This window comes from Paenilisteria rustica (assembly GCF_013820765.1).
In the GTDB taxonomy this organism is placed as follows: Bacteria; Bacillota; Bacilli; order Lactobacillales; family Listeriaceae; genus Listeria_A; species Listeria_A rustica.
Genome location: NZ_JABJVM010000004.1, coordinates 172,182 through 194,068 on the forward strand (window position 1 = coordinate 172,182; position 21,887 = coordinate 194,068).

Consider the following 21,887-nt stretch of genomic DNA (forward strand, 5'->3'; position numbering starts at 1 on the left):
TATCAAGTTATCTAAAAATTCATTGTGATTATTCTAAACGTAAAACATAATAAACTGAAATCTCAGCGTGTGATACTGATATCAAGAAAAGAGTATCTCCAGATCCTTCTGACCTTATTAGTTTACTATTCGGATATGTAACACACCCTCATTCATCATTAAAAGAGAGAGTATATAGAATATACTCTCTCAGGTTACAGTCAAGCATTTCTTAAAATGATATGCGTTTACTTATTTTCCGTCAATATACGTTGTTTTGAACGTATAATCTGGACCAAACGCATTTTTTTGTAGATCTTTCACGTATGGTTGTTGCAAGAATGCTTTCGCACGTTGGTAAAGTGGTTGAATTGCATAATCTTCTTCAATTAGAATTGGTTCAGCTTTAAGCATTTCATCCCAACGACCTTGTGTATCACCAGCAAGTGGGCCTGCAGCTTGGTCGATAATTTTATCGTAAGCGGCATTTGAATAACTCATTCTGTTTTGTGAGTTACCAGTTCTGAACAAGTTCAAGAATGTTGATGGATCTTGATAATCAGGACCCCAAGCACTTAGAGAGAAGTCATAATCTTGTTTTTGATCATTTGCTAAACGTATTTTGAATGGTACGTTTTTAAGCGATACTTTAAGACCAGATAGGTTTTTCTCCCATTGGTTTTGTAAGAACTCACTTGATTTCTTAGCATTTTCAGTATCATCACTTGTAAACTCAAGGTTTAGAGAAGTAACGCCAAGCTCTTTCAAGCCTTGTGTCCATGCTTTTTTCGCTTCGTCTAAGTTATAAACGCCAACATCGCCAACTTCATCGCGGTAGTCTTTGTTATCTTTAGGATCGAAAGTGAATTTCTTCGGAACTAAACCGTTAGCTGGGATAGAACCATTTTGTAGTACTGTGTCCACATAGCTTTGTTTATCAACAGACAATGCCAATGCTTTACGGATATTTTTATTTGCTAATGGTGTTTTCTTACCATTACGTTCTTGGTTAAATTTAATGTAGAATACAGAAGACTCTTCTTCTACAGCGTAGTCATCTTTATTTTTGTTTTGTACAGCATATTCAGCTGATAATAGCGCTTTGTCTAATTTATTCGTGTTGTATAAGTTAACACTAGTTCCAGGATCTTGAACTACTTGCACATTTATTTTATCAAGTTTTACTTTATCTTTGTCCCAATATTTATCGTTTGGTACGAACGCCCAAGTTTTCCCTGTTCCATTCCAATCTGTTAATTTGAATGGTCCGTTATAAAGGATACTATCGCTATCTAAAGCGTATTTGTCGCCTTTACTTTCAACAAACTTCTGGTTAAGTGGGAAGAATGTTGGGAAGGCTAATAATGAATCAAAGTAAGCTGCTGGTTGAACCAGTGTTACTTCTAATGTATTGTCGTCGACTGCTTTAATGCCCAATTCAGAAGGTTTTTTCTCACCTTTGATGATTTCAGAAGCATTTTGAACTAATCCATCAAATAAATAGGAATAAGTTGCTGCTGTTTTTGGATCAACGGCACGTTGCCATGAGTATACATAATCTTTTGCTGTTACTGGATCTCCGTTAGACCATTTTGCGTCATCACGTAGTTTGAATGTATAAACTTTTTTGTCGTCGCTTACTTTTGCTTTCTCAGTAGCGCCTGCAGGTTGTGCTACACCATCTTTATCAAGTGCGTACAGACCTTCATTCGTTTGGTTAATTACGTTTAATCCAACTGCATCATCTGCTTTTGTACTATCCGCTGATGGGATAAGAGCTGACTCCATCAAGTTTAATTCTTGCTTGGAATCACTTGAGCCTCCACTAGATTTGGAATCGCTTCCGCCTCCACATGCTGCCAGTACTAAGCTTAGTACTAATGTTAATCCTAAAACTAAAAACAATTTAGATTTTTTCATTAGTAAACCTCCCTTTTTTATTTTTCAGAAAAATCATTTCGATTACTATTATACTCTAAAAATTTCAGCTTTGTAAATTATTTTTTCGAAATATACGAAAACAAGGATGAAAGTTATAAGTTATTGCAAAATTTCCGCAAGATGACCCAATTAGCCTATTGTAGCACTTTTTTAGTGTGCAAATGGACAAACAAGATTATTTAGCTAAACTATCTTACAATTTACTTTTCCCTTTTATTAAGTTTTCTGAATAAATAAATCGATTGAAATAATATCCCCCAGAGCTTCACTGTTTCAGATACGATATGTACTTGAAAACAATCTTATTTTGAAAGTATAACGATTCGAAAAGCAATCCACTAATATTTAGTAGGATTATATTTATTTATATACTTTTTTTCGTCATCTGTCTACATAAATACACTAAAAAATAAATAAACTTTTAAAAAAACTTTACAAAGCCTTAATATATGCCATTTCTAACATTTTATTCAATGACAGAAAATTTCACTAGCTTTGTTAGATATTCGGGGTATTCAGGGTTTCATTTCCAGTTCTAATATAGAAGAAGCATAAAAACTAATATAACACATCCTACTTTCGTGATTAGGTCAGGCATATACTTCGGCTTTACGCAAAATCGAGCGAAAGCGCTTGTATTCTGCAGATTTGGTGGAACCCGGAAGCGGAGCGTACGATTTGTACGTGAGAACCGGAAGTCCAGCAAATCTGCGGAATACGAGCGCTTGTCGCCGATTTACATTGCTTATGAACTATTTAATATCGATCCATTGATAGGAGTATGGTGCGCCGAATAGATGCGTCACGAAGCCTGTCATTTTTGGATTTTGCAATGCTGCTACACCGTTTTGGTAAAGTGGTGCTACAGCTGTATCTTGCTCAATTAGAATCTTCTCTGCCTGAAGAAGTGTTTTCCAACGTTCTTCTGGTTTTGTTGCTAGCGTTGTTGCTGCTTCTTTTAGCAGTTTGTCGTACTCTGGGTTGGAGTAGCTAGAACGGTTATAGCTGCTTGTTGTTTCGAATACGCCTAGGAATGTGGATGGATCTTGATAATCTGGGCCCCAACGCGCTAGTTGTAATTCATATTGTTGTGTTTCATCCAATTTCAAACGTGATTTGTATGGGACGGTTTTGATATTGATTTTTAGTCCGTCTAGGTTGGTTTCTAGTTCATTTTGGATATATTCGGACATTTTCTTGCTGAACTCTTGATCATCGCCTAAGAATTCAAGTGTGATATTGTCTTGACCTAGTTCTTGTTTCGCTTTCTTCCAGTATTCTTGCGCTTTGGCTTTGTCGTATGTTAGCAAATCGCCATTTTCTTTTCGGAAATCTTCTTTTGTTACTGGATTAAATGTGAATTTCGATGGTACTAGTCCGTCGATTGGTTCGGAACCATTGGCAAGAACAGTGTCTACCATCGTTTCTTTGTTAATCACCGTTGCGATGGCTTTACGAGCATTTTCATTCGCAAAAATAGTTGATTTACCATCTAATTTCTGGTTGAATTTCAAGAAGTACACGAATGCATCTAGACTTGATGTAAAGTCTTTATCAGATTGTTTTTGTTTCGCATAGTCACCAGAAAGTGTTGCGCGGTCTAATTTTCCTGTTGTATATAAGTTAACGGCGCTTCCTGGATCTTTAATTACTTGTAAGTTGATTTTGTCGAGCTTGATATCGCCTTTGTTCCAATACTTGCTATTCTTCTCGTAAGACCATGATTTGCTCGTATTTGTCCAGCCTTTCATCGTGAATGGACCGTTGTAAATCATGTGATCGCTATCTTTTGCGTAGTCGGCACCTTGCTTCTCAACATATTCCTCGTTTTGTGGATAGAATGTTGGGAATGTTAGGAGCGAATGGAAATATGGAACGGGCTGTTCTAGCGTTACTTCAAGCGTTGTATCGTCAATTGCCTTCACGCCGAGTTCTTCCGGTTTCATTTCGCCAGCTGTTATTTTAGCTGCATTTTTTACTACACCGCTAAAAATGACAGCGTACTCTGCAGCCGTTTTTGGATCTACTATTTTTCTCCATGAATATACGAAATCATTGGCTGTCACAGGTGTGCCGTCTGACCATTTGGCATCATCGCGCAGTTTGATTGTGTAAACCGTTTGATCGTCATTGATTTGTGGATCCTCTTTTGCAACACCGGGTTGTACTTGATCGTCTTTATCCAAGTAGTACAAACCTTCGAAAACAGTGTTTTGAGCCGTAAAACTAACACCGTCCGTCCCTTTTTTAGAATCCATCGATGGAATTTCAGCCGATTCCATTAGATTAACCGTCTTCTTGCCTGACGTGCTGACACTGTCTTTCGTGCTATCGCCGCCTCCACACGCCACAAGTACTGCGGACATAATGGTTAGCATCAATAGTAATACCCAACTTTTCTTCAACTTCATAACTTAATCCTCTCCCTCTTTAGAGTGTAGAATCACTATATACTATTTTTTCAGAAAAATAAAGTATTTTTTATAAATTTGATTACTTTTATTTTTTTACATAAATGCAAATACCTTGCGCACGTTGACCTTTTGACGTATTAAAGCAATAGAAATTTTTATTACATAAGCCGATGCTAGATGGTATTTTGAGTGGATTTATGATAGAGTTAGGATAGAATTTTTGATAGGAAGGTGACATATTTGCTCAAGCGTGTAATCATTTTTACGGTTATTCAGGAGATTTTGATATTCTTTCTGATGCTCTCTTTTTACTGGAATATCTCGTTACTTTACTATATAAATGTTTCCTTTATCGTGGCAGCAATTGTATTTGTAGTGGGTCTAATACTTTATGTGATGCAGTCTGGTTTCTTTGATTTAATACATACTGGCATGCGCAAAATTACGAGGAAAATGCGTCGGGAAGAGGAAAGTGAATTTGCGGATGTGCCGTTATCTGAGCTGATGAATGTCGGTTATGTGAGTCTTTTACTTAGTTCGCTGACTGTGCTGGCAACAAGCTTTATTGCGCTCGCGATTTACTATAGTTAAAGCATTGACGCAGTGTTTATTCCTTGGTATTATTGAGTTATATAATTGAAATGTGTTAGCAAAGAGAAGAGTATGGCTGGGTAACGCTTTTTAGAGAGTCTGTGGTTGGTGTGAACAGATAACGACCTTGCTTGAATGGGTTCTTTGGCATCATTTGTGAATATGGAAGTAGCAAATGACGGGTTAGACCGTTAACTCTAGAGATGATTTTTCATTTCGCTAAGTGACTCTGTTTCGGAGTACTTAGGGTGGTACCGCGGATATAACGTTCGTCCCTATTTTTATGTGGGGATGGGCGTTTTTTTGTAGTTAATTGGAGGAGGAAATTAGGATGAAGCAAACAATTTTTTCAGGAATTCAGCCGAGTGGGGATTTAACTTTAGGGAACTATATCGGTGCTTTGAAGCAGTTTGGGCAGTTTCAGGAGGATTATAATTGTTTTTATTGTATCGTGGATGAGCATGCGATTACGGTTCCGCAAGATCGTTTGAAGTTACGCCAGAGCATTCGTAATCTTGCTGCGCTTTATTTGGCGGTTGGGCTTGATCCGGAGAAGTCGACGCTATTTATTCAATCGGAGGTTCCTGCACACGCGCAGGCGGCTTGGATTCTGCAGTGTAACGTGTATATCGGTGAATTGGAGCGGATGACACAGTTTAAGGATAAATCGACTGGTAAGGCTGGTGTGAGCGCTGGGCTATTGACGTACCCGCCTTTGATGGCTGCGGATATTTTGCTGTATCAAACGGATTTGGTGCCTGTTGGCGATGATCAGAAGCAGCATATTGAGCTGACGCGTGATTTGGCAGAGCGTTTTAATAAGAAAAATGAGGATGCGGACGTATTCGTTGTTCCGGATATTTATGTACCTGAGCAAGGTGCGCGCGTGATGGCGCTTCAAGATCCGACGCGTAAAATGAGTAAATCGGATGATAATAAGAAGAATGCGATTTTCTTGTTGGACCCACCAAATGTGATCACGAAAAAAATTAAGAGTGCCGTGACAGATTCTTCTGGTATTGTGCAGTTTGACAAGGAGAACAAGCCTGGAATTTCGAACTTATTGGCGATTTATTCTGCGATGACGGGTGAGTCAGTGAAGGCCCTTGAGGCAAAATATGAGGGCAAAGGTTACGGTGATTTCAAATCGGACCTTGCTGAGGTGGTTGTGAATGAACTTTCGCCGATTCAAGAGCGTTACGAGCATTTCTTGAAATCTCCTGAATTAGATGATATTTTAGACCAAGGTGCTGAAAAAGCGGCTCGCGTGGCTAATAAAACGTTGAAGAAAATGGAAAATGCGATTGGACTCGGTCGTAAACGAAGAAAATAAGTAAAAATCCTGCCATCCCTTTTAGAAAAGGGATGGCAGGATTTTTTGCGTATTAGATAATATTTAACTCTACTTCGATATTTCCACGTGTTGCTTTCGAGTAAGGGCAAACTTGGTGAGCCGTTTCTACTAATTTTTGCGCCGTTTCTGCATCAACGCCTTCGATATGGACAGCTAGGACAACGCCGATTTTGAAGCCGTTATCTTCGGGATCGCTGTATAACGATACGGTTCCTTCTACGGTGCTTGCTGCTTCGATTTTTTGTTTGGACATCACGAGCTCTAACGCACTATTGAAACATGCGGAGTAACCAGCTGCAAATAATTGTTCTGGATTGGAACCTGAACCGCCCTCGCCGCCTAGTTCTTTTGGTGATGCGATGTCTTGGAAGAAAATATTATCTGGAGAATGTACTTCCCCTTTGCGTCCACCGGTATTGATTACTGTTGTTTCATATAATTTTTTCATTTTTCGTTCCTCCATTATTTTCTTGAATTTTGGTCGTCAGTTCTTTTATTCCCTGTAACATCTGTTTATAATCTTGCTCGGTGAATGCGAGCTTGGAAATGCAGTCCGCCACACTTTCTAAAACGGCTGACTTCATTTGCCCTGCTTTTTCGGTGAGCTCGATGTATACTTTTCGTTCGTCTTCCTTGCTGCGTGATCGCTTGACTAGTCCCATACCTTCCATTCGCTTCAACATCGGCGTTAAGGTTCCGCTGTCGAGTGATAGGTGGCTTCCTAGCTCTTTCACTAATTGCTTCGGTTCTTCCCAAAGCGCCAAAAGGACTAAATATTGCGGATAAGTAAGTTGAAAAGGTTCCAATGCTTGCCGATAAAATTTCGTGAATTCGCGTGAGGCGGTATAAATCGAAAAACATAGTTGCTCGTCTAGGATTCGTTTTTGGCTTGCCATCGTTCTTCCTCCTAATTGATTTGTGCACAATTTAATTGTAAGCTACTTTTAAAAGAAATGCTAGTTTGTTGCTCAAAAAAAGAGAGACACCTCAAAATTTGGCATCTCTCTTGCATTTTTTATTGATATTTCTTGAATACTAATGTTGCGTTGTGTCCGCCAAAACCAAAGGAATTGGACATTGCTACGTCAACATTCATTTCACGAGCTACATTTGGAACGTAGTCTAAATCGCAGACTGGGTCTGGATTGTTCAAATGAATCGTTGGTGGCACGACACTATCGCGAATTGCTAGCACGCTGAAAATGGCTTCAATACCGCCGGACGCGCCTAGTGTGTGGCCTGTCATTGATTTCGTAGAGCTGATTGCGAGTTTTTTAGCATTGTCACCGAAAACGGTTTTGATTGCTTGTGTTTCGTAATCATCATTGTACGGTGTGCTCGTACCGTGAGCATTGATATAATCCACGCCATCCACACCGATTTCTGCGTCTTTTAATGCCATTTGCATCGAACGAGCGGCACCTTCTCCACCTGGAGCTGGCGCTGTGATATGGTAAGCATCGCCTGTCGCACCGTAACCAACCACTTCCGCATAAATTTTTGCACCGCGGGCTTTGGCATGTTCTAATTCTTCTAAAATGAAAATACCAGCGCCTTCTCCGATGATAAAACCGTCGCGATCCACGTCGAATGGACGACATGCTGTTTCAGGGTCTGGATTAAGTGATAGGGCTTTATTGGCAACGAAACCAGCCACAGACATTTTCGTGATTGGCGCCTCGGCACCACCTGTAATCATCACGTCTGCATCCCCACGTTGAATGACTTTGAACGCATCACCAATCGAGTTTGTCGCAGTCGCACAAGCCGTTACGGTCGCTGAGTTAATCCCTTTTGCGCCATGGCGAATCGATACTTGACCACTCGCCATATCGGGAATCATCATCGGTACGAAAAACGGGCTAACACGGCGATGTCCGCGATTTAAAAAGGTTTCGTATTGCGTTTCAAACGTTTCCATACCGCCAATTCCCGAACCAATCCAAACACCAACACGCGTTGCATTCGAGTCGTCAATCGTTAAGCCTGCGTCCGCAACCGCCATATCCGAACTTGCAATCGCGTAATGCGTGAAACGGTCCATTTTGCGCGCATCTTTCTTATCAAGGTACTTCTCAATATCAAAATCCTTCAATTCCGCAGCGATTTTAACTGGGAAATCATCCGGGTTAAGTCGTGTAAGTTCTCCAACACCGTTTACACCTTTTTTGGCATTCTCCCAGGCTGTATCGGCGTCATTACCTATTGGCGTAACGGCACCAACACCCGTTACTACCACACGTTTGTTCTCCATTTTTTCATCTCCTCTTCTACAATTATCACACAAAAAATAACTTCCGCTAATTTAGCAGTAGTTGGTCATACAAAAAATGCTATTACTAATAACAAAATATAAAAAGACACCTTCATTATATCATAAATAAAATACGATTTCTCAAAAAGACGTATTTCCTTCCTAATTTGAAAAATAGTCTGGGATTGAATCGTGCGTTATCCCAGACATTGTTGTGTTTTATTTGCCCCACTTAAGAATTAATGCGCCCCATGTTAAACCGCCGCCAAATCCAACTAATAGTAAATTATCGTCGTCTTTCACGCGACCTTCTTCTACAGCGTCAACTAACGCTAATACAATAGAAGATGCCGATGTATTGCCGTATTTGTGAACGGTTTTCATCAGTTTTTCTTCTGGTAAGTCTAAGCGTTCGCGTGATGCTTCCATGATACGGATGTTTGCTTGATGCGGGATAAGCAAGTCCAATTCTTCTTTTGCCATCCCTGCTTTTTCGAGGACGCGTAATGATGCTTCCCCCATTTGACGTACTGCAAAACGGAAAACTTCGCGGCCGTTCATGTACAATTTACGTTTTTCATTGAGGTTGAGGTATTTTCCACCTGATCCGTCTGAACCTAGATCAAAGGATAATAAGCCACGACCATCAGATACTGGTCCCATCACGATTGCACCTGCACCATCGCCGAAAAGAACTGCGGTACTACGATCATCCCAATCTGTAATTTTGGATAGTTTGTCAGCGCCGACAATGACGATATTTTTGTATGCGCCTGTTTGGATGAATTGTGCGGCTGTCACGGTTCCGAATGTGAAACCGGCACACGCTGCTCCTAAATCCATTGCTGCGGCGTTGTTTGCGCCTAAACGGTCTTGAATAATGTTACCCACGGATGGGAAATTGGATTCTTGCGTTACTGTTGCGACGATAATTAAATCGATGTCCGCTGGTGTTAATCCTGCGTTTTCGATCGCTGCTTTGGCTGCTTCATAAGCCATATCATGTACATATTCATCTTCACGCGCGATGTGGCGTTCTTCGATTCCTGTTCTTGAGCGAATCCACTCATCGGATGTATCCATCATTTTTTCTAAATCTGCGTTTGTAAGGACGCGTTCTGGTACATATTTACCTACACCTAAAATACCTGCATTCATTTCGTATTCCTCCAAGAAAAATTAGTTGTGAAGCGCCTTAACTCGCTTCGGGATATAACATATAAAAAAGTATAATTGCTGGTTTTTGCAAATGAGTCGGTGGTAATTTTGGGATTTCTGAGCCTCGCGCATTTTGTTTGGTGAATTGGCGAGGCTTTTGGTTTTGTAGCTGATTCCCAATCTAGCCTTACACGCCATCCCCTCGGAAATAGTGACAAACATAGCAAAAGCCTAAGTGATGGCTTTCACCATGCTTGTCACTATTTCTGTCGGGGATGAGCCGGCGTGTTCGGCTTTTTTTATTACCTGGTCCTAATTTTAACAGACAATCGACTATTTAACAATAGTAATTACCTGATTTAACTTTTACAGTAGCAGAAAATACAACTGAATAAGAAGAGAAGCTAATTCCAATTTTAGCACATTAGAATTAGCTCCTTGTTTCATTTTTATATTGACTAATCGCCAAAAGCGGCTTTCCAATCATTCCAACGTAATAGCTCCCAGCCTTTTTCATTGGATAACCAGCCTTCTACAATCAATTGTTTTCGCATGCCGCTTAAATACTCCCTAGTGCACCCTACGTATTGTGATAGTTCATATTGTGTAAATACATTTGGTAATTCACATATGTTTTCTGCAAGGAAGATATCACCTGCTTCATTCCCTACCTGAAATAACAGCGCCATAAAGCGATTTTTCATGGTCTCTGAACAAAGATCCACACGTGCTATCAGTGCATTTATAATCCTTTTTTGACTTTCCTGCACCGCTGCGATTTTATCAACGGATAGACTCAATGTCAAATCAACAAGCTGCACTTTTTCGCAGGCTTCGTAACGTATTGTCCCATCAAAAAAAGTAGAATCAGAAATAATCAAATCGTCCTCACTAATAAAATGAATCAACTGCTTTGACGTTTTACAAACGAGGCACCCAGACTTAACAAGATAAATTCCTTGACGCGATAAATATTCTCCCTTTTTTAATCGAATAGTAGTCGTACTCACTATTTTTCTCACCTCTCATATCATAGGTTTATAGCTTATCACAAAGCTACTCGTATTGATGTGTCTATTTTTAGAATTTTTTCTTGCTTTCCTAATCTATTTAAAAAGAGCTCTTAATGCCTGTATAAAGCCATTCTCCCAGTTTTATAATAATAAGTGCCCCCTTTCAAACGAACTTTTTCCACCTTTTTTTGTATATATTTGTTATTTATAAAATGATTTATGGTACCGAGTAACATTTCTTATATGGAATAAGATCTCTTAAAAAATAAGAATGATACGAATAACAGCTATATATGTTCCAAATATTATTTTCAAAACAAATAAATATTGGTCAACCTGGCAGTTTTGTGCTAAAATGAGTGCAGGAATCCTTGAACGGAGGTGTTGTGTCATGCGTTATATCATTACATTTTTCTGGGTGTTTATTTTAGCTCAAATGTCTGAGTACGTTGCGGCTTCAGTTATTGCAACAACTTACGATTTCACAATGGGAACAATTATGGCGGTCGCTATCTCCATCGCGATTTTCTTAATTCCTGTATTGATGCCAAAAGAAAGCGAAACCTACGATATCAAATAAAAAAAGTATGTTGACCAGAATTGGCCAACATACTTTTTTTATTTATTCACCTAAGTAGTACTTATTCGTCGGTTTCAAATCGTCATCCAATTCGTATACTAGTGGTACGCCAGTCGGAATTTCGAGTTCCATAATATCATCATCGCTAATGTCTTCAAGGAATTTCACCAAGGCGCGCAAGCTGTTACCGTGCGCTGCAATGACCACGCGTTTACCGCTTTTTATTTCAGGCGCAATCGTGTCCATCCAGTACGGGATTACACGTTCCAATGTTACTTTCAAGTTTTCACCAGTTGGAATTGCGCTCGTATCCAGCAACTGATAACGACGATCATTTTTTGCTTGGCGATCATCATTTTCTTCCAAAAGCGGTGGCAATGTATCGTAGCTGCGGCGCCATAATTGAACTTGATCTGCACCATATTTATCGGCGGTCTCTTGTTTATTCAAGCCTTGGAGCGCGCCGTAATGACGTTCATTTAAGCGCCATGATTTGTATACGGGAATCCATAATTGCTCGGATCCTTCTAACGCATAATCCAGCGTCCTAATCGCGCGGGTTAGGACGGATGTGAAGGCCACGTCAAATTGGAGGCCGGCTTCTTTGATTAGCTCCCCAGCTTTTTTCGCCTCTTCCACACCTTGTTCTGACAAATCAACATCATGCCAGCCAGTAAAAAGGTTCAGCTTATTCCACTCACTTTGTCCATGACGAATCAATACTAATTTCATTTCTTTCATCCTCTCCACGTTTCATTTTCGTATCCACTAAACGTTTTCCCTACTTCTCCAATTATAAAACGCTTGACCCAGATTGCAAGTCTGAGCCAAGCGCCGTTTTATTCCCCAACAATATCAAAATCAAATCGGCCGTCTTGTAGTGTAATCGCGACTTCAGAATGTGGCATGATTTTTCCTGCGACAATTTCACGGGCAAGTGGGGTTTCAATTTGTCTTGTAATATAGCGTTTCAATGGACGCGCGCCGTAGATTGGATCGTAGGCCTCTTCGGCGATAAAGCGTTTCGTGTCGTCAGTCATCGTAATCTTGATTTCCTGACCAGCAAGGCGAACTTGCAATTCGGCGACAACTTTCTCCACGATGCCTTTAATGTTATCCAGCGTCAACGGTTTAAACAGAATAATATCATCCACACGGTTCAAAAATTCAGGCTTAAACGAGGCTTGCAAAACTTCGAGGACATCTTCTTCCAGTTTCTCAGAAATTTCACCGTCTACCGTGCGTTCAAGTAGCATCGTCGAACCAATATTTGATGTCATAATAATCACCGTGTTTTTAAAATCAATCAGGCGTCCTTGGGAATCGGTAATCCGACCATCATCCAGTACTTGAAGTAAAATGTTAAACACATCAGGATGCGCTTTTTCAATTTCGTCTAGCAGAATAATCGAGTACGGATTGCGGCGAACGGCTTCGGTTAACTGACCGCCTTCTTCATAGCCGACATAGCCTGGTGGCGCGCCGACAAGCCTAGATACCGCGTGTTTCTCCATGTATTCCGACATGTCAATCCGAATCATATGATCTTCTGAATCGAAAAGATTGAAGGCCAGCGCTTTGGCAAGTTCGGTTTTTCCGACACCCGTTGGGCCTAGGAAAATAAACGAACCGATTGGGCGCCGCGGATCTTTAATTCCAGCCCGCGCTCGAATCACGGCGTCACTTACGAGTTGCACCGCGTTTTCCTGACCGATGACTTTTTCTTGGAGCGAATCCGCTAATTTCAGCAGTTTTTCACGTTCTCCTTCGACCAATTTCGCCACTGGAATCCCGGTCCATCTGCCAACAATATCCGCGATTTCATTCTCCGTAACCTCTTCTTGCAAAAGTCGATCCTCATTCGCTGTCTTCTCACGGTTCTCCTCTTCCAATCGCGCCAATTCCTTCTCAACCTCAGGAATGCGACCATGACGGAGTTCTGCGGCTTTATTCAAATCATAATTGTTCTCTGCTTCCTCTAATTCATGACGCAAATGATCGATCTGTTCGCGAACTTCACGGATTTGGCTAATTTCATGCTTCTCAGATTCCCATTTTGACTTCATCTTATGGGCTTCTTCTTTGTAATCCGCGAGCTCTTTCTGCAATATTTCCAAACGGCGTTCACTCGCTGGGTCCTTCTCTTCTTTTAGCGCTGCTTCTTCGATTTCCAGCTGCATCACTTTACGCGTCACTTCGTCGAGCTCACTTGGCATGGAGTCAATTTCCACGCGAATCGTAGCGCAGGCCTCATCGACCAAATCAATCGCCTTATCTGGCAAAAACCGATCCGTGATGTAGCGATTAGAAAGACTCGCCGCTGCAACAAGCGCGTTGTCATGAATATTAACCCCATGATGAATTTCAAAACGTTCTTTCAAACCACGCAAAATCGATACGGTATCTTCGACAGTTGGCTCTGGAACAAGGACCTTTTGGAATCGGCGTTCTAGGGCTGGATCTTTTTCGATGTATTGGCGGTATTCATCCAATGTTGTGGCGCCAATACAATGAAGTTCACCGCGGGCAAGCATTGGTTTTAGCATATTTCCGGCATCCATGGCGCCATCCGTTTTTCCAGCGCCGACAATCGTGTGGATTTCATCGATAAATAGCAAAATTTCGCCGTCGCTATCCTTCACTTCTTGTAAAACGGCTTTCAGACGCTCTTCAAATTCACCACGATATTTCGCGCCGGCAATCAAGGAACCGATATCAAGCGAGATAATCGTCTTATCTTTCAGTCCTTCTGGCACATCTTTGCGCACAATCCGCTGCGCCAAACCTTCCACAATCGCGGTTTTACCAACGCCAGGTTCCCCGATTAAGACTGGGTTATTCTTCGTTTTTCGCGATAAAATGCGGATGACATTGCGAATTTCGGCGTCACGACCGATGACTGGATCGATTTTTCCCGTGCGAACTTCGGCGACTAAATCGCGACCATATTTTAATAATGCTTCATATTGCTCTTCTGCATTTTGTGTTGTCACTCGTTTTCCTCCTCTGATTTGTAAAATTGCTTCGTTTAGTTGTTTTTTCGGAATCCCGATCGCTTCTGTGATTGGGCTTTTTTTCTGATCCATTACGGCTAGCAACAAATGCTCCGTGGATACGTAATCATCTTCTAATTTTTGACGTTCTTTTTCGGCGTCGGCAATCAGCTCATATAGCGAAGAACTCATCGCTTGGCCATATTGCACGTTACTTCCCGTCACGCTCGGTAATTTCTCTATTTCGCTTTGTATTGTTATTAATAATTGTTTCGCGTCTACTTCTGCGACTTCATACACTCGCTTCGCAAAATCGCTATGCTCTAAAAGTGCCGCGAATACGTGTAGCGTGTCGATTTGTTGTTGTTTACCTTCAATGGCTAATTGTTGGGCGGACGCGATCGTCTCCTGGACTTGTTGTGTGAATTTCTGCATTTCCATAAGTTTGACGCACCTCGTTTCAAGTAATTATAGTTTCTATTATAAGTGGTCATCTGCGAAAAATCCTCCGCTCTAAGAATGAGTTTTTTCTAATCTGACCTTTACTGACCATATAGTTATTATAGTCTTTTTTATCCTTTTTGTCCAAAGAAAACGGTCGGAATAGGAATACTTTTTATTTCTAATTTCTTTAGTATAATAGAGAATACAGGGGGCGATTTTTGTGGGTAGAAAAGATGATTACATGGTTCAGCTTGAAAACGTAACGTATTTAGCACCTAAGGAACATGCGGGGACAACGATTCTCTTTGTGATTCAGGGCGAGCTGTTGCTTTCACTTTCGGAGCATGATTTTTCGCTTGGTGAGAATGACCTAATTGTTCTGAATCATAATGAAACCTATACTGCGAGCGGGGCGGACGATACGATTGTGATTCGCTTACATATTACGAGCCCTTTCTTCACGTCTTATTACGCTGATTATTTTCAGCTGGCCTTCGATTGTGTGTCGAGCCAGATTGATACTGGGCGGGAAAAAATGATAACGTTATTGCGAAAGTATTTAGCGGAAATGGTGATTGCACAGTCGCATAAAGCGAAAGGTAGTAAATTGGAGACGCAGACCGCGCTTTTTCAGATTATGTTACTTCTGACACGCTTTTTCAAAAAAGAGTTGCCAACGCAGGATAGCCTTAACGTTCATGATACGCGGATTACACGCATTACGCAGCAATTGGAGCAACAATTTGATGAGCCGATTACATTACAGGATATCGCGGAGCAGGAATTTCTGTCTACCTCTTATTTATCTCGTTATTTCAAAAAGGTGACGGGCCTCGGTTTCCTTCAATATTTGACGCAGATTCGGTTGAAGCATAGTTTGGAGGATTTGCGTACGAGCTCGGCTAATATCTCACAAATTGCACAGAAAAACGGTTTTTCCTCGCCTAAAAATTTCACGACATCGTTTAAAGCTCACTACGGAAAAACGCCTGCTACATATCGACAGGAAGTTGTGGCTGGTGGTGTCGTTGAAAAGCCAGAAATTTTGACCACGCAAACGAAACGGGTGGTGCATTCGCCGAGTATTTTAGCGAAACTGGCATCGTACCGCCAAGCTGCGGAGCAAGTTCAGTTTGTAGACGCGGCGCCGTTTGAGAAGAAAACGATTTCGATTACTTCTAGTAAAGCGACTGCGATTCCGGATTCGATGCATATTCTGACAATTGGGGAGCTACGTGAAGTGCTGAAGGAGAATGTGCAGACCCAACTTACGATGGCGAAAGAAGAGCTTTCCGTGCGGTATGTTGGAATTCGACACCTGATTCAGGGTTCGACGCTTTTGCCTGACAAAGAGACGGATGAGAAAGTCCCGACTTCTTCTCCGTATGCGAATGCTGATTTGGCAATTGCTTATTTGAAAAAGCTTGATTTAGGATTGTTTATTCGGATGGAGTATCAGGAGATTTCAGTGGATGAGGAGGCTTTTTTTGAGAAATTGGAGCACTTTCTTCGCCATATGATGCACGTTTTCGGTCGACAATTTGTGAGTCGTTGGTATTTCATGTATTTTGAGCCACATTTGACGGCGGTTTCTAAGAAGGAATTGCAGCGTGTGTACTTGAGATTGCACAGCGTATTAAAGCGTTTTGATGTGCGGATTCAAGTTGGCAGTTATTTGCCATTTTCGGAACGACGCGAGGCACCTCTTTCTAACCATGAATGGATGGCGAAAACGGCGGATCAGATTGATTTTATCGCGTTTAATGCAAATCAGAATGAGGCGGTTGATTTCAGCAAGAGTGCACACTCAGAATTTATTGTGACGCAGGATTATGTGTTGTCGAAAACGCGGAAATTGAAGCAGTATTTGCGGTCGAATCACTTGGATAAGCCGCTTATACTCATTAATTGGAATACGTTGACGGGAAATACGCGTTATACGAATGGGACCTTTTTTCGAGGGGCTTTGATTTTTCAGACGGTGCTTGCTGTGAGTTCGGAAGTTGATGGGCTCGGATTTTGGATTAATACGGAGCTGCATGAGGATGAGTGGAAGGAACGGAATATTCGATTGGACGGCCTGGAGTTGTTTCATTTTTTCAACGGGAAGCGCCCTGCTTTTTATGCGCTAAAATTTAAGGAACGGTTGCGCGGGGAAATTGTCGCTTATGGGGCTGATTTTATTTTGACGGCATTTGAAGATGGGTATCAGTTGGTTTTGCTGAACTGTACGCAATTTAATCCGCTTTATTCGGTGGAGGATTCGCTTTTGCAGGATTATCGGAAGGAGTCGCATATTCGTTTGAAGGGACTTTTGCCGGGACATTATCAGTTGCGGACGTTCCAGTTTGATCGTGATAATGGTGCGCTTTACTCGAAGTATTGGGAGTTGAATAGCCGGCATGGACTGGATCAGGAAGTACTTGATTACGCGTCACAGGCCTCGGTTCCCAAGCTTTCGGTAAGCGATGAAGTGATGACGGATGATTGGTCCTTTTATGCGTATCTGGATGTAAATGCGATTCATTTTTATGAGTTTCGGAGGACGATTTAGAATTGGAAAGGTGCCGGCGAAAATAGGAAGCTCGCCGGCACGTTTTTATGCTTTTTGGGTGGTTTTCATATTTGGTATAAAGACGACGAATACACATGTGACTAACGCGGCTATAGCGATGGCCACGAAAACGGCTTGGTAATTGCCGAATGCGCCTACGAGCTGAGCCACGATCATCGGTGCAAAAACGCCGCCGAGTGTTGCGCCTGTATTGACAACGCCTGTCGCTGTGCCGACGATGGTTTCGTGCAGCCGTTTGAGTGGTAAAGTGAACATGGTTGAGAAAATCATGACGGAGCACATATAGCATAGGAATAACCAGAATGTAAGCACGGCGATGCTTTCGGATTGATACACGAGGAGCGCTGAGCCTGCCGTGATAAGTGCTAAGACAAAGATGACGCGTTTTTCGCGATGTTGGAAAAAGCGCCCAACAATGTAGGCTGTTCCAAAACTACCGAGTAAGCTACCGAGTCCGGCTATCGCTATGATGACTGAAATCATGCCGAGCGATACGCCGCGTTCATCTGCTAAATAAGTCGGTGTCCAGTTGGCGATGGTGTATAGGACGATATTGATGCTGCACATCGCGATGAATAGTAGGACAACGACGGGATTTGTGAGTACTTTCCAAAACGGCATCGCAGCTTTGACCTTTGGCTGGTTGCTCTGTTGTTTTTCTTTATGCGTATTTGGCAGTTTCCAGATGACTAGGATTAAGGCTAGTACGAATAGGAATGCGATGCAAAATACGGCGCCGCGCCAGCCGAATGCTCCAATGACAATAGGGATAAGTAATGGTCCAATGATGGATGCGATGCCTGATGTGGAGATTAGAATTGATTGCGCCCATGTTCTTTTTTCCATTGGATAGGTATCGGTTACGGTTCTGGCCGAGGATGTTGGATAACCTGCGTGACCGATTCCTGCGAAGAAACGGGCGGCTATTAGAGCTATAAGTGTTGATGCTGAGCCAAACACGATCGAAGCCACGGTAATAATCGACAACGAAATAATGAGCACAAATTTGGAACCCAACTTGTCATTTAAGTAGCCGAACGGGATTTGCATAATGGAGTAACCGATAAAAAAAGCTGAAAATATGTAACTCTTCTCGTCGATGCTGAGATTCAATTGTTCTGCGAGCGGGACAGCGATAACACCAATCACCAGTTTATCAATGTAAATCGCAATGTAACCTAGAAATAAAATGGGTAGTATACCTTTTCGTTGTTGCGTTTTCTCCATGTTTCTCTCCTCCGAATATAGCGCTTTCTTTTTATTATAGCACCTTAATTTATCGTAACAAGGAATTATCTAAACATTTGAAAAACAGTAAGAAATAGACGCCCCTTTTTGTTCGTCGTTCCTTTTATAATATGCACGAGGACAAAAATTAGCCGTTTTGATAGCAAAAATTCTCTTATATATTCGCCATGTTGTGTCTATAATGGACGGTGAGGGAACCTTTTTATATAGAAGGAGGAGAAATGATGAAGCAACAGTTATTGGAGAAATTATCAGAAAAACAGGATCGAATCATTGAGATACGACGATTTTTACATGCGCATCCTGAGCTTTCGTTCCAAGAGGAAAACACAGCGGCTTATATCGCGGATTTTTATAAAGGAAAGGATTGCGATGTGCGGACAAACGTTGGTGGACATGGTGTTGTCGTGACGATTGATAGTGGCAAGCCGGGCCCAACACTCGCCATTCGCGCTGATTTTGATGCCCTGCCAATTCAGGAGGAAACCGGCCTTCCCTTCGCCTCAGAGAACCCTGGCGTAATGCATGCTTGTGGGCACGACGGTCATACGGCGTACATGCTTATTTTAGCGGAAACCTTGATTGAAATGAAGGATCAGCTCCACGGCAAAATTGTTGTGTTGCATCAGCCTGCCGAAGAAACGCCTCCTGGTGGTGCGATTGCGATGATTCGAGACGGTTGTTTGGACGGTGTCGATGAGGTGCTCGGCATTCATGTCATGTCCACGATGCCAACTGGTGAAATCGCGTATCGAGAAGGTCCGATTCAAACGGGACGTGCCTCGTTTAAAGTGAAAATTACGGGACGCGGCGGACACGGTTCCTCCCCACATATGGCCAATGACGCGATTGTTGCGGCGAGTGAATTCGTCGTTGCCCTACAAACAATTATTAGTCGTCGGCTCAATCCTTTTGACGTTGGTTCCATCACGATTGGCTCTTTTGATGGGAAAGGTAGTTTTAACGTGATTAAGGACTCGGTGACGCTTGAAGGCGATGTACGTGCGATGACCGAGGCGACACGGACCTTGATTGAAAAGGAAATCCGCCGTATTTTAGATGGGCTAGCCACGATGTTTGGTGTTACGTACGATTTGAATTATGAAAACGATTACCCGGTACTTGTAAACGATATGGCCCTGACTGACTTCGTTGCGAAAACGTTGCAGGAAACAGCGATTGAGGAAGTAACCGAGATTACGCGATGCGAGCCACAGCCACCTTCTGAGGATTTTGCCTATTACGCTCAGGAACGCCCAAGTTGTTTCTTCTATGTAGGTGCAATGCCCGAAAATGGCGTTTTTTATCCCCACCACCATCCTAAATTTGATATCAACGAAGCATCACTACTCATTGCAGCCAAAGCGATGGGAGCGATTGTGGCAGATTATACAAACAAATAAGAAGGAGTGAATACGATGCGTGCAAAATTAATGCAAATGATTGATCAACGAAGTGAGGAAATGATTGAAATTAGGCGTCACCTTCATGCCCACCCAGAGTTATCGTTCCATGAGCAAGCGACAGCCGACTACGTAGCCAAATTTTATGAAGGAAAAGATGTTGCTATCGAACGTGAAGTTGGCAATGGGCACGGTATTATCGTCACGATTACTGGCGGTAAACCAGGGAAAACACTAGGATTGCGTGCGGACTTCGATGCGCTTCCCATCCAAGAAGAAACCGGCCTCCCCTTCGCTTCAGAAAATCCTGGCGTGATGCATGCGTGTGGACATGACGGCCATACCGCTTACTTACTAATCCTGGCCGATTGCCTGATTCAACTAAAAGACGAACTTCCTGGTACGATTAAAATTATTCACCAACATGCCGAAGAAACACCACCTGGAGGCGCTAAAAGCATGATGGAATCAGGGCTTTTAGATGATGTCGATAACATTTACGGTATTCATGTCTTCCCATTTTTCAATGCTGGGGAAATCGGATATCATAGCGGTTTTTCGATGGCTGGTCGTAGCTATTTCAAGCTTGGCATCCAAGGAACTGGCGGACACGGGTCCTCTCCGCACATGGCCAACGACGCGATTGTAGCCGCATCCTATTTCGTCACTGCCATTCAAACCATCGTCAGCCGTCGCCTCAATCCTTTTGACACAGGTGTCGTAACGGTCGGTTCCTTCGATGGAAAAGGCAGTTTTAACGTGATCAAGGACTATGTCAAGCTCGAGGGCGACGTTCGCTACATGACGAGTGAAACCCGCGAACTGATTGACAAAGAAATTCGTCGTATTGTTGCCGGTTTAGAAGCGATGTACGGCATCACCGCGACGCTCACCTACACTCATGATTATCCACCACTTTACAACGATCCCGAAGCAACGAGCGATGCCGTGAACTACTTGCAAAAAGGGCTTGGCGACTATCTCACCGCTGTGTCCGAAGCCGAAATGCTCTCCGGTTCCGAAGATTTCGCCTACTACCTTGAAAAAATCCCAGGCGCGTTCCTCTACGTTGGAGCGAAACCAAAAGGCGTCGAAAAGCCGTATTTCAACCACCATCCAAAATTCGATATTGATGAAGACTCACTGCCAGTTGCGGCGAAATCAGTTGCGGAGATTGTGTTGGGGTATTATGATTTAAGTTAAATAAAAATGGTCTACCACTAAATTTCATGTGGCAGACCATTTTTATTTAGCTACGTCCTGTAAACAACCGCAACAAGAACAAGAATAAATTCAAGAAATCCAAATACAAACTAAGCGCCAATACCGGCACATCTTGCATCGTCACATCACGCTTCATAATCTGGTTGAAATCAAACAGGATATATAGTGAGAACAACAATGTCCCTGCCCCTGCGAAAATCGTTGACATCAGTGAACTTAGCGGGAAAAAGATCGAAATCAGCGAAATAACTACGAAAATCAGTAACGCTGCGAACAACCCTTTTGCCATGAACGATAAATCTGTTTTCATTTTTGCTCCAACAAATCCGAGGACTGTGAAGGTAACCGTTGCCGTCGCGAACGCCATCAAGACTGCGTTCCCAGCTCCCGCATCTAAATAATATTGTAACGTTGGCGCCAATACTAATCCGGTCACAAACGCAAATGCCAATAATAAACCATATCCGATTTTAGATGCGCTCTTACTTTTACGTACGAAAATCATCGCGATTAGTAAAGCGAATTCCAGCACGACAAGCGGGATGTAAAACGCCATCGGAATGCCTCTCCCAATCACCGTTCCAAGTGTTGCCATCACTAAAGATATGACGAACCAGTTCAATACTTTTTGCATAATTTCAGCTTTCGTTGCGCCTGTAACCGCATGCTCGGCGCTTTGATACGTTTCATTCATTGCATTCTCTCCCATCAATCAA

General features: G+C 42.2%; 17 protein-coding genes and 1 other annotated feature. Of the genes, 6 read left to right on the plus strand and 11 right to left on the minus strand.

The annotated features are described in order from the left end of the window. Positions 1 to 231: 231 nt before the first annotated feature. Together HPK16_RS05820 and HPK16_RS05825 are read right to left on the minus strand one after the other, a co-directional pair. A complete protein-coding gene (locus HPK16_RS05820; RefSeq protein WP_181676060.1) occupies positions 232 to 1,899 on the minus strand; it encodes a peptide ABC transporter substrate-binding protein in 1,668 nt (555 codons plus the stop codon). Positions 1,900 to 2,672: 773 nt separating this feature from the next. Further along, on the minus strand, positions 2,673 to 4,331 hold the full coding sequence (locus HPK16_RS05825) for a peptide ABC transporter substrate-binding protein (RefSeq protein ID WP_181676061.1): 1,659 nt from the start codon (positions 4,329 to 4,331) through the stop codon (positions 2,673 to 2,675). A 243-nt stretch (positions 4,332 to 4,574) separates the two neighbouring features. On the opposite strand from HPK16_RS05825, the gene HPK16_RS05830 reads away from it, so the two are divergent. Both HPK16_RS05830 and trpS read left to right on the plus strand, forming a co-directional pair. After that, complete coding sequence (locus HPK16_RS05830) at positions 4,575 to 4,925, plus strand: DUF3899 domain-containing protein (protein WP_181676062.1); 351 nt, start codon at positions 4,575 to 4,577, stop codon at positions 4,923 to 4,925. Positions 4,926 to 4,973: 48 nt separating this feature from the next. Next, positions 4,974 to 5,205, plus strand: a binding site (T-box leader). Positions 5,206 to 5,256: 51 nt separating this feature from the next. Further along, positions 5,257 to 6,258 (plus strand): tryptophan--tRNA ligase, encoded by a 1,002-nt coding sequence (trpS, locus tag HPK16_RS05835; RefSeq protein WP_181676063.1) that lies wholly within the window; start codon positions 5,257 to 5,259, stop codon positions 6,256 to 6,258. A gap of 52 nt (positions 6,259 to 6,310) precedes the next feature. Here the strand turns inward: trpS and HPK16_RS05840 are convergent, their stop codons facing one another. The 5 genes from HPK16_RS05840 to HPK16_RS05860 form a co-directional block, all read right to left on the minus strand. Beyond that, a complete protein-coding gene (locus tag HPK16_RS05840; protein ID WP_036130535.1) occupies positions 6,311 to 6,727 on the minus strand; it encodes an organic hydroperoxide resistance protein in 417 nt (138 codons plus the stop codon). Then, complete coding sequence (locus tag HPK16_RS05845; RefSeq protein ID WP_181676064.1) at positions 6,711 to 7,175, minus strand: MarR family winged helix-turn-helix transcriptional regulator; 465 nt, start codon at positions 7,173 to 7,175, stop codon at positions 6,711 to 6,713. Before HPK16_RS05845 ends, HPK16_RS05840 begins: the two co-directional genes overlap by 17 nt. Before the next feature lie 119 nt (positions 7,176 to 7,294). Next, positions 7,295 to 8,533 carry a beta-ketoacyl-ACP synthase II gene (gene fabF / locus HPK16_RS05850; RefSeq protein WP_181676065.1) on the minus strand — a complete coding sequence of 413 codons (1,239 nt, stop codon included), beginning with the start codon at positions 8,531 to 8,533 and terminating at the stop codon, positions 7,295 to 7,297. Between the two features lie 219 nt (positions 8,534 to 8,752). Next, entirely contained in the window at positions 8,753 to 9,691 is a 939-nt protein-coding gene (locus HPK16_RS05855; RefSeq protein ID WP_181676066.1) for a beta-ketoacyl-ACP synthase III, read from the minus strand. Between the two features lie 458 nt (positions 9,692 to 10,149). Then, positions 10,150 to 10,701, minus strand: coding sequence for a Crp/Fnr family transcriptional regulator (locus HPK16_RS05860; protein ID WP_181676067.1), 552 nt, complete (start codon positions 10,699 to 10,701; stop codon positions 10,150 to 10,152). Between the two features lie 394 nt (positions 10,702 to 11,095). Between HPK16_RS05860 and HPK16_RS05865 the strand changes: the two genes are divergently transcribed. Beyond that, positions 11,096 to 11,284, plus strand: coding sequence for a YjzD family protein (locus HPK16_RS05865; protein ID WP_036066947.1), 189 nt, complete (start codon positions 11,096 to 11,098; stop codon positions 11,282 to 11,284). A 42-nt stretch (positions 11,285 to 11,326) separates the two neighbouring features. Here HPK16_RS05865 and gpmA read toward each other — a convergent pair whose 3' ends face one another. Together gpmA and clpB are read right to left on the minus strand one after the other, a co-directional pair. Next, positions 11,327 to 12,016 (minus strand): 2,3-diphosphoglycerate-dependent phosphoglycerate mutase, encoded by a 690-nt coding sequence (gpmA, locus tag HPK16_RS05870; RefSeq protein WP_181676068.1) that lies wholly within the window; start codon positions 12,014 to 12,016, stop codon positions 11,327 to 11,329. Between the two features lie 107 nt (positions 12,017 to 12,123). Beyond that, positions 12,124 to 14,718: an ATP-dependent chaperone ClpB gene (clpB, locus tag HPK16_RS05875; protein WP_181676069.1), complete on the minus strand. Its 2,595-nt coding sequence runs from the start codon at positions 14,716 to 14,718 to the stop codon at positions 12,124 to 12,126. A gap of 223 nt (positions 14,719 to 14,941) precedes the next feature. On the opposite strand from clpB, the gene HPK16_RS05880 reads away from it, so the two are divergent. Beyond that, positions 14,942 to 17,275 carry a helix-turn-helix domain-containing protein gene (locus HPK16_RS05880; RefSeq protein WP_425487923.1) on the plus strand — a complete coding sequence of 778 codons (2,334 nt, stop codon included), beginning with the start codon at positions 14,942 to 14,944 and terminating at the stop codon, positions 17,273 to 17,275. A 45-nt stretch (positions 17,276 to 17,320) separates the two neighbouring features. Here HPK16_RS05880 and HPK16_RS05885 read toward each other — a convergent pair whose 3' ends face one another. Then, positions 17,321 to 18,523 carry an MFS transporter gene (locus tag HPK16_RS05885; protein WP_181676070.1) on the minus strand — a complete coding sequence of 401 codons (1,203 nt, stop codon included), beginning with the start codon at positions 18,521 to 18,523 and terminating at the stop codon, positions 17,321 to 17,323. Between the two features lie 245 nt (positions 18,524 to 18,768). Between HPK16_RS05885 and HPK16_RS05890 the strand changes: the two genes are divergently transcribed. Continuing rightward, on the plus strand, positions 18,769 to 19,947 hold the full coding sequence (locus tag HPK16_RS05890) for a M20 family metallopeptidase (RefSeq protein ID WP_181676071.1): 1,179 nt from the start codon (positions 18,769 to 18,771) through the stop codon (positions 19,945 to 19,947). 15 nt (positions 19,948 to 19,962) lie between these two features. Beyond that, positions 19,963 to 21,150 carry an amidohydrolase gene (locus tag HPK16_RS05895; RefSeq protein ID WP_181676072.1) on the plus strand — a complete coding sequence of 396 codons (1,188 nt, stop codon included), beginning with the start codon at positions 19,963 to 19,965 and terminating at the stop codon, positions 21,148 to 21,150. A 46-nt stretch (positions 21,151 to 21,196) separates the two neighbouring features. On the opposite strand, the gene HPK16_RS05900 is transcribed toward HPK16_RS05895, so the two are convergent. After that, complete coding sequence (locus HPK16_RS05900) at positions 21,197 to 21,865, minus strand: Bax inhibitor-1 family protein (RefSeq protein ID WP_181676073.1); 669 nt, start codon at positions 21,863 to 21,865, stop codon at positions 21,197 to 21,199. Positions 21,866 to 21,887 lie beyond the last annotated feature (22 nt).

Excerpts from the sequence above, each read along its gene's own strand:
- HPK16_RS05820 (WP_181676060.1), bottom strand. The coding sequence starts at position 1,899 with ATGAAAAAATCTAAATTGTTTTTAGTTTTAGGATTAACATTAGTACTA.
- HPK16_RS05825 (WP_181676061.1), bottom strand. The coding sequence starts at position 4,331 with ATGAAGTTGAAGAAAAGTTGGGTATTACTATTGATGCTAACCATTATG.
- trpS (WP_181676063.1), top strand. The coding sequence starts at position 5,257 with ATGAAGCAAACAATTTTTTCAGGAATTCAGCCGAGTGGGGATTTAACT.
- HPK16_RS05840 (WP_036130535.1), bottom strand. The coding sequence starts at position 6,727 with ATGAAAAAATTATATGAAACAACAGTAATCAATACCGGTGGACGCAAA.
- HPK16_RS05845 (WP_181676064.1), bottom strand. The coding sequence starts at position 7,175 with ATGGCAAGCCAAAAACGAATCCTAGACGAGCAACTATGTTTTTCGATT.
- fabF (WP_181676065.1), bottom strand. The coding sequence starts at position 8,533 with ATGGAGAACAAACGTGTGGTAGTAACGGGTGTTGGTGCCGTTACGCCA.
- HPK16_RS05855 (WP_181676066.1), bottom strand. The coding sequence starts at position 9,691 with ATGAATGCAGGTATTTTAGGTGTAGGTAAATATGTACCAGAACGCGTC.
- HPK16_RS05865 (WP_036066947.1), top strand. The coding sequence starts at position 11,096 with ATGCGTTATATCATTACATTTTTCTGGGTGTTTATTTTAGCTCAAATG.
- gpmA (WP_181676068.1), bottom strand. The coding sequence starts at position 12,016 with ATGAAATTAGTATTGATTCGTCATGGACAAAGTGAGTGGAATAAGCTG.
- clpB (WP_181676069.1), bottom strand. The coding sequence starts at position 14,718 with ATGGAAATGCAGAAATTCACACAACAAGTCCAGGAGACGATCGCGTCC.
- HPK16_RS05885 (WP_181676070.1), bottom strand. The coding sequence starts at position 18,523 with ATGGAGAAAACGCAACAACGAAAAGGTATACTACCCATTTTATTTCTA.
- HPK16_RS05890 (WP_181676071.1), top strand. The coding sequence starts at position 18,769 with ATGAAGCAACAGTTATTGGAGAAATTATCAGAAAAACAGGATCGAATC.
- HPK16_RS05895 (WP_181676072.1), top strand. The coding sequence starts at position 19,963 with ATGCGTGCAAAATTAATGCAAATGATTGATCAACGAAGTGAGGAAATG.
- HPK16_RS05900 (WP_181676073.1), bottom strand. The coding sequence starts at position 21,865 with ATGAATGAAACGTATCAAAGCGCCGAGCATGCGGTTACAGGCGCAACG.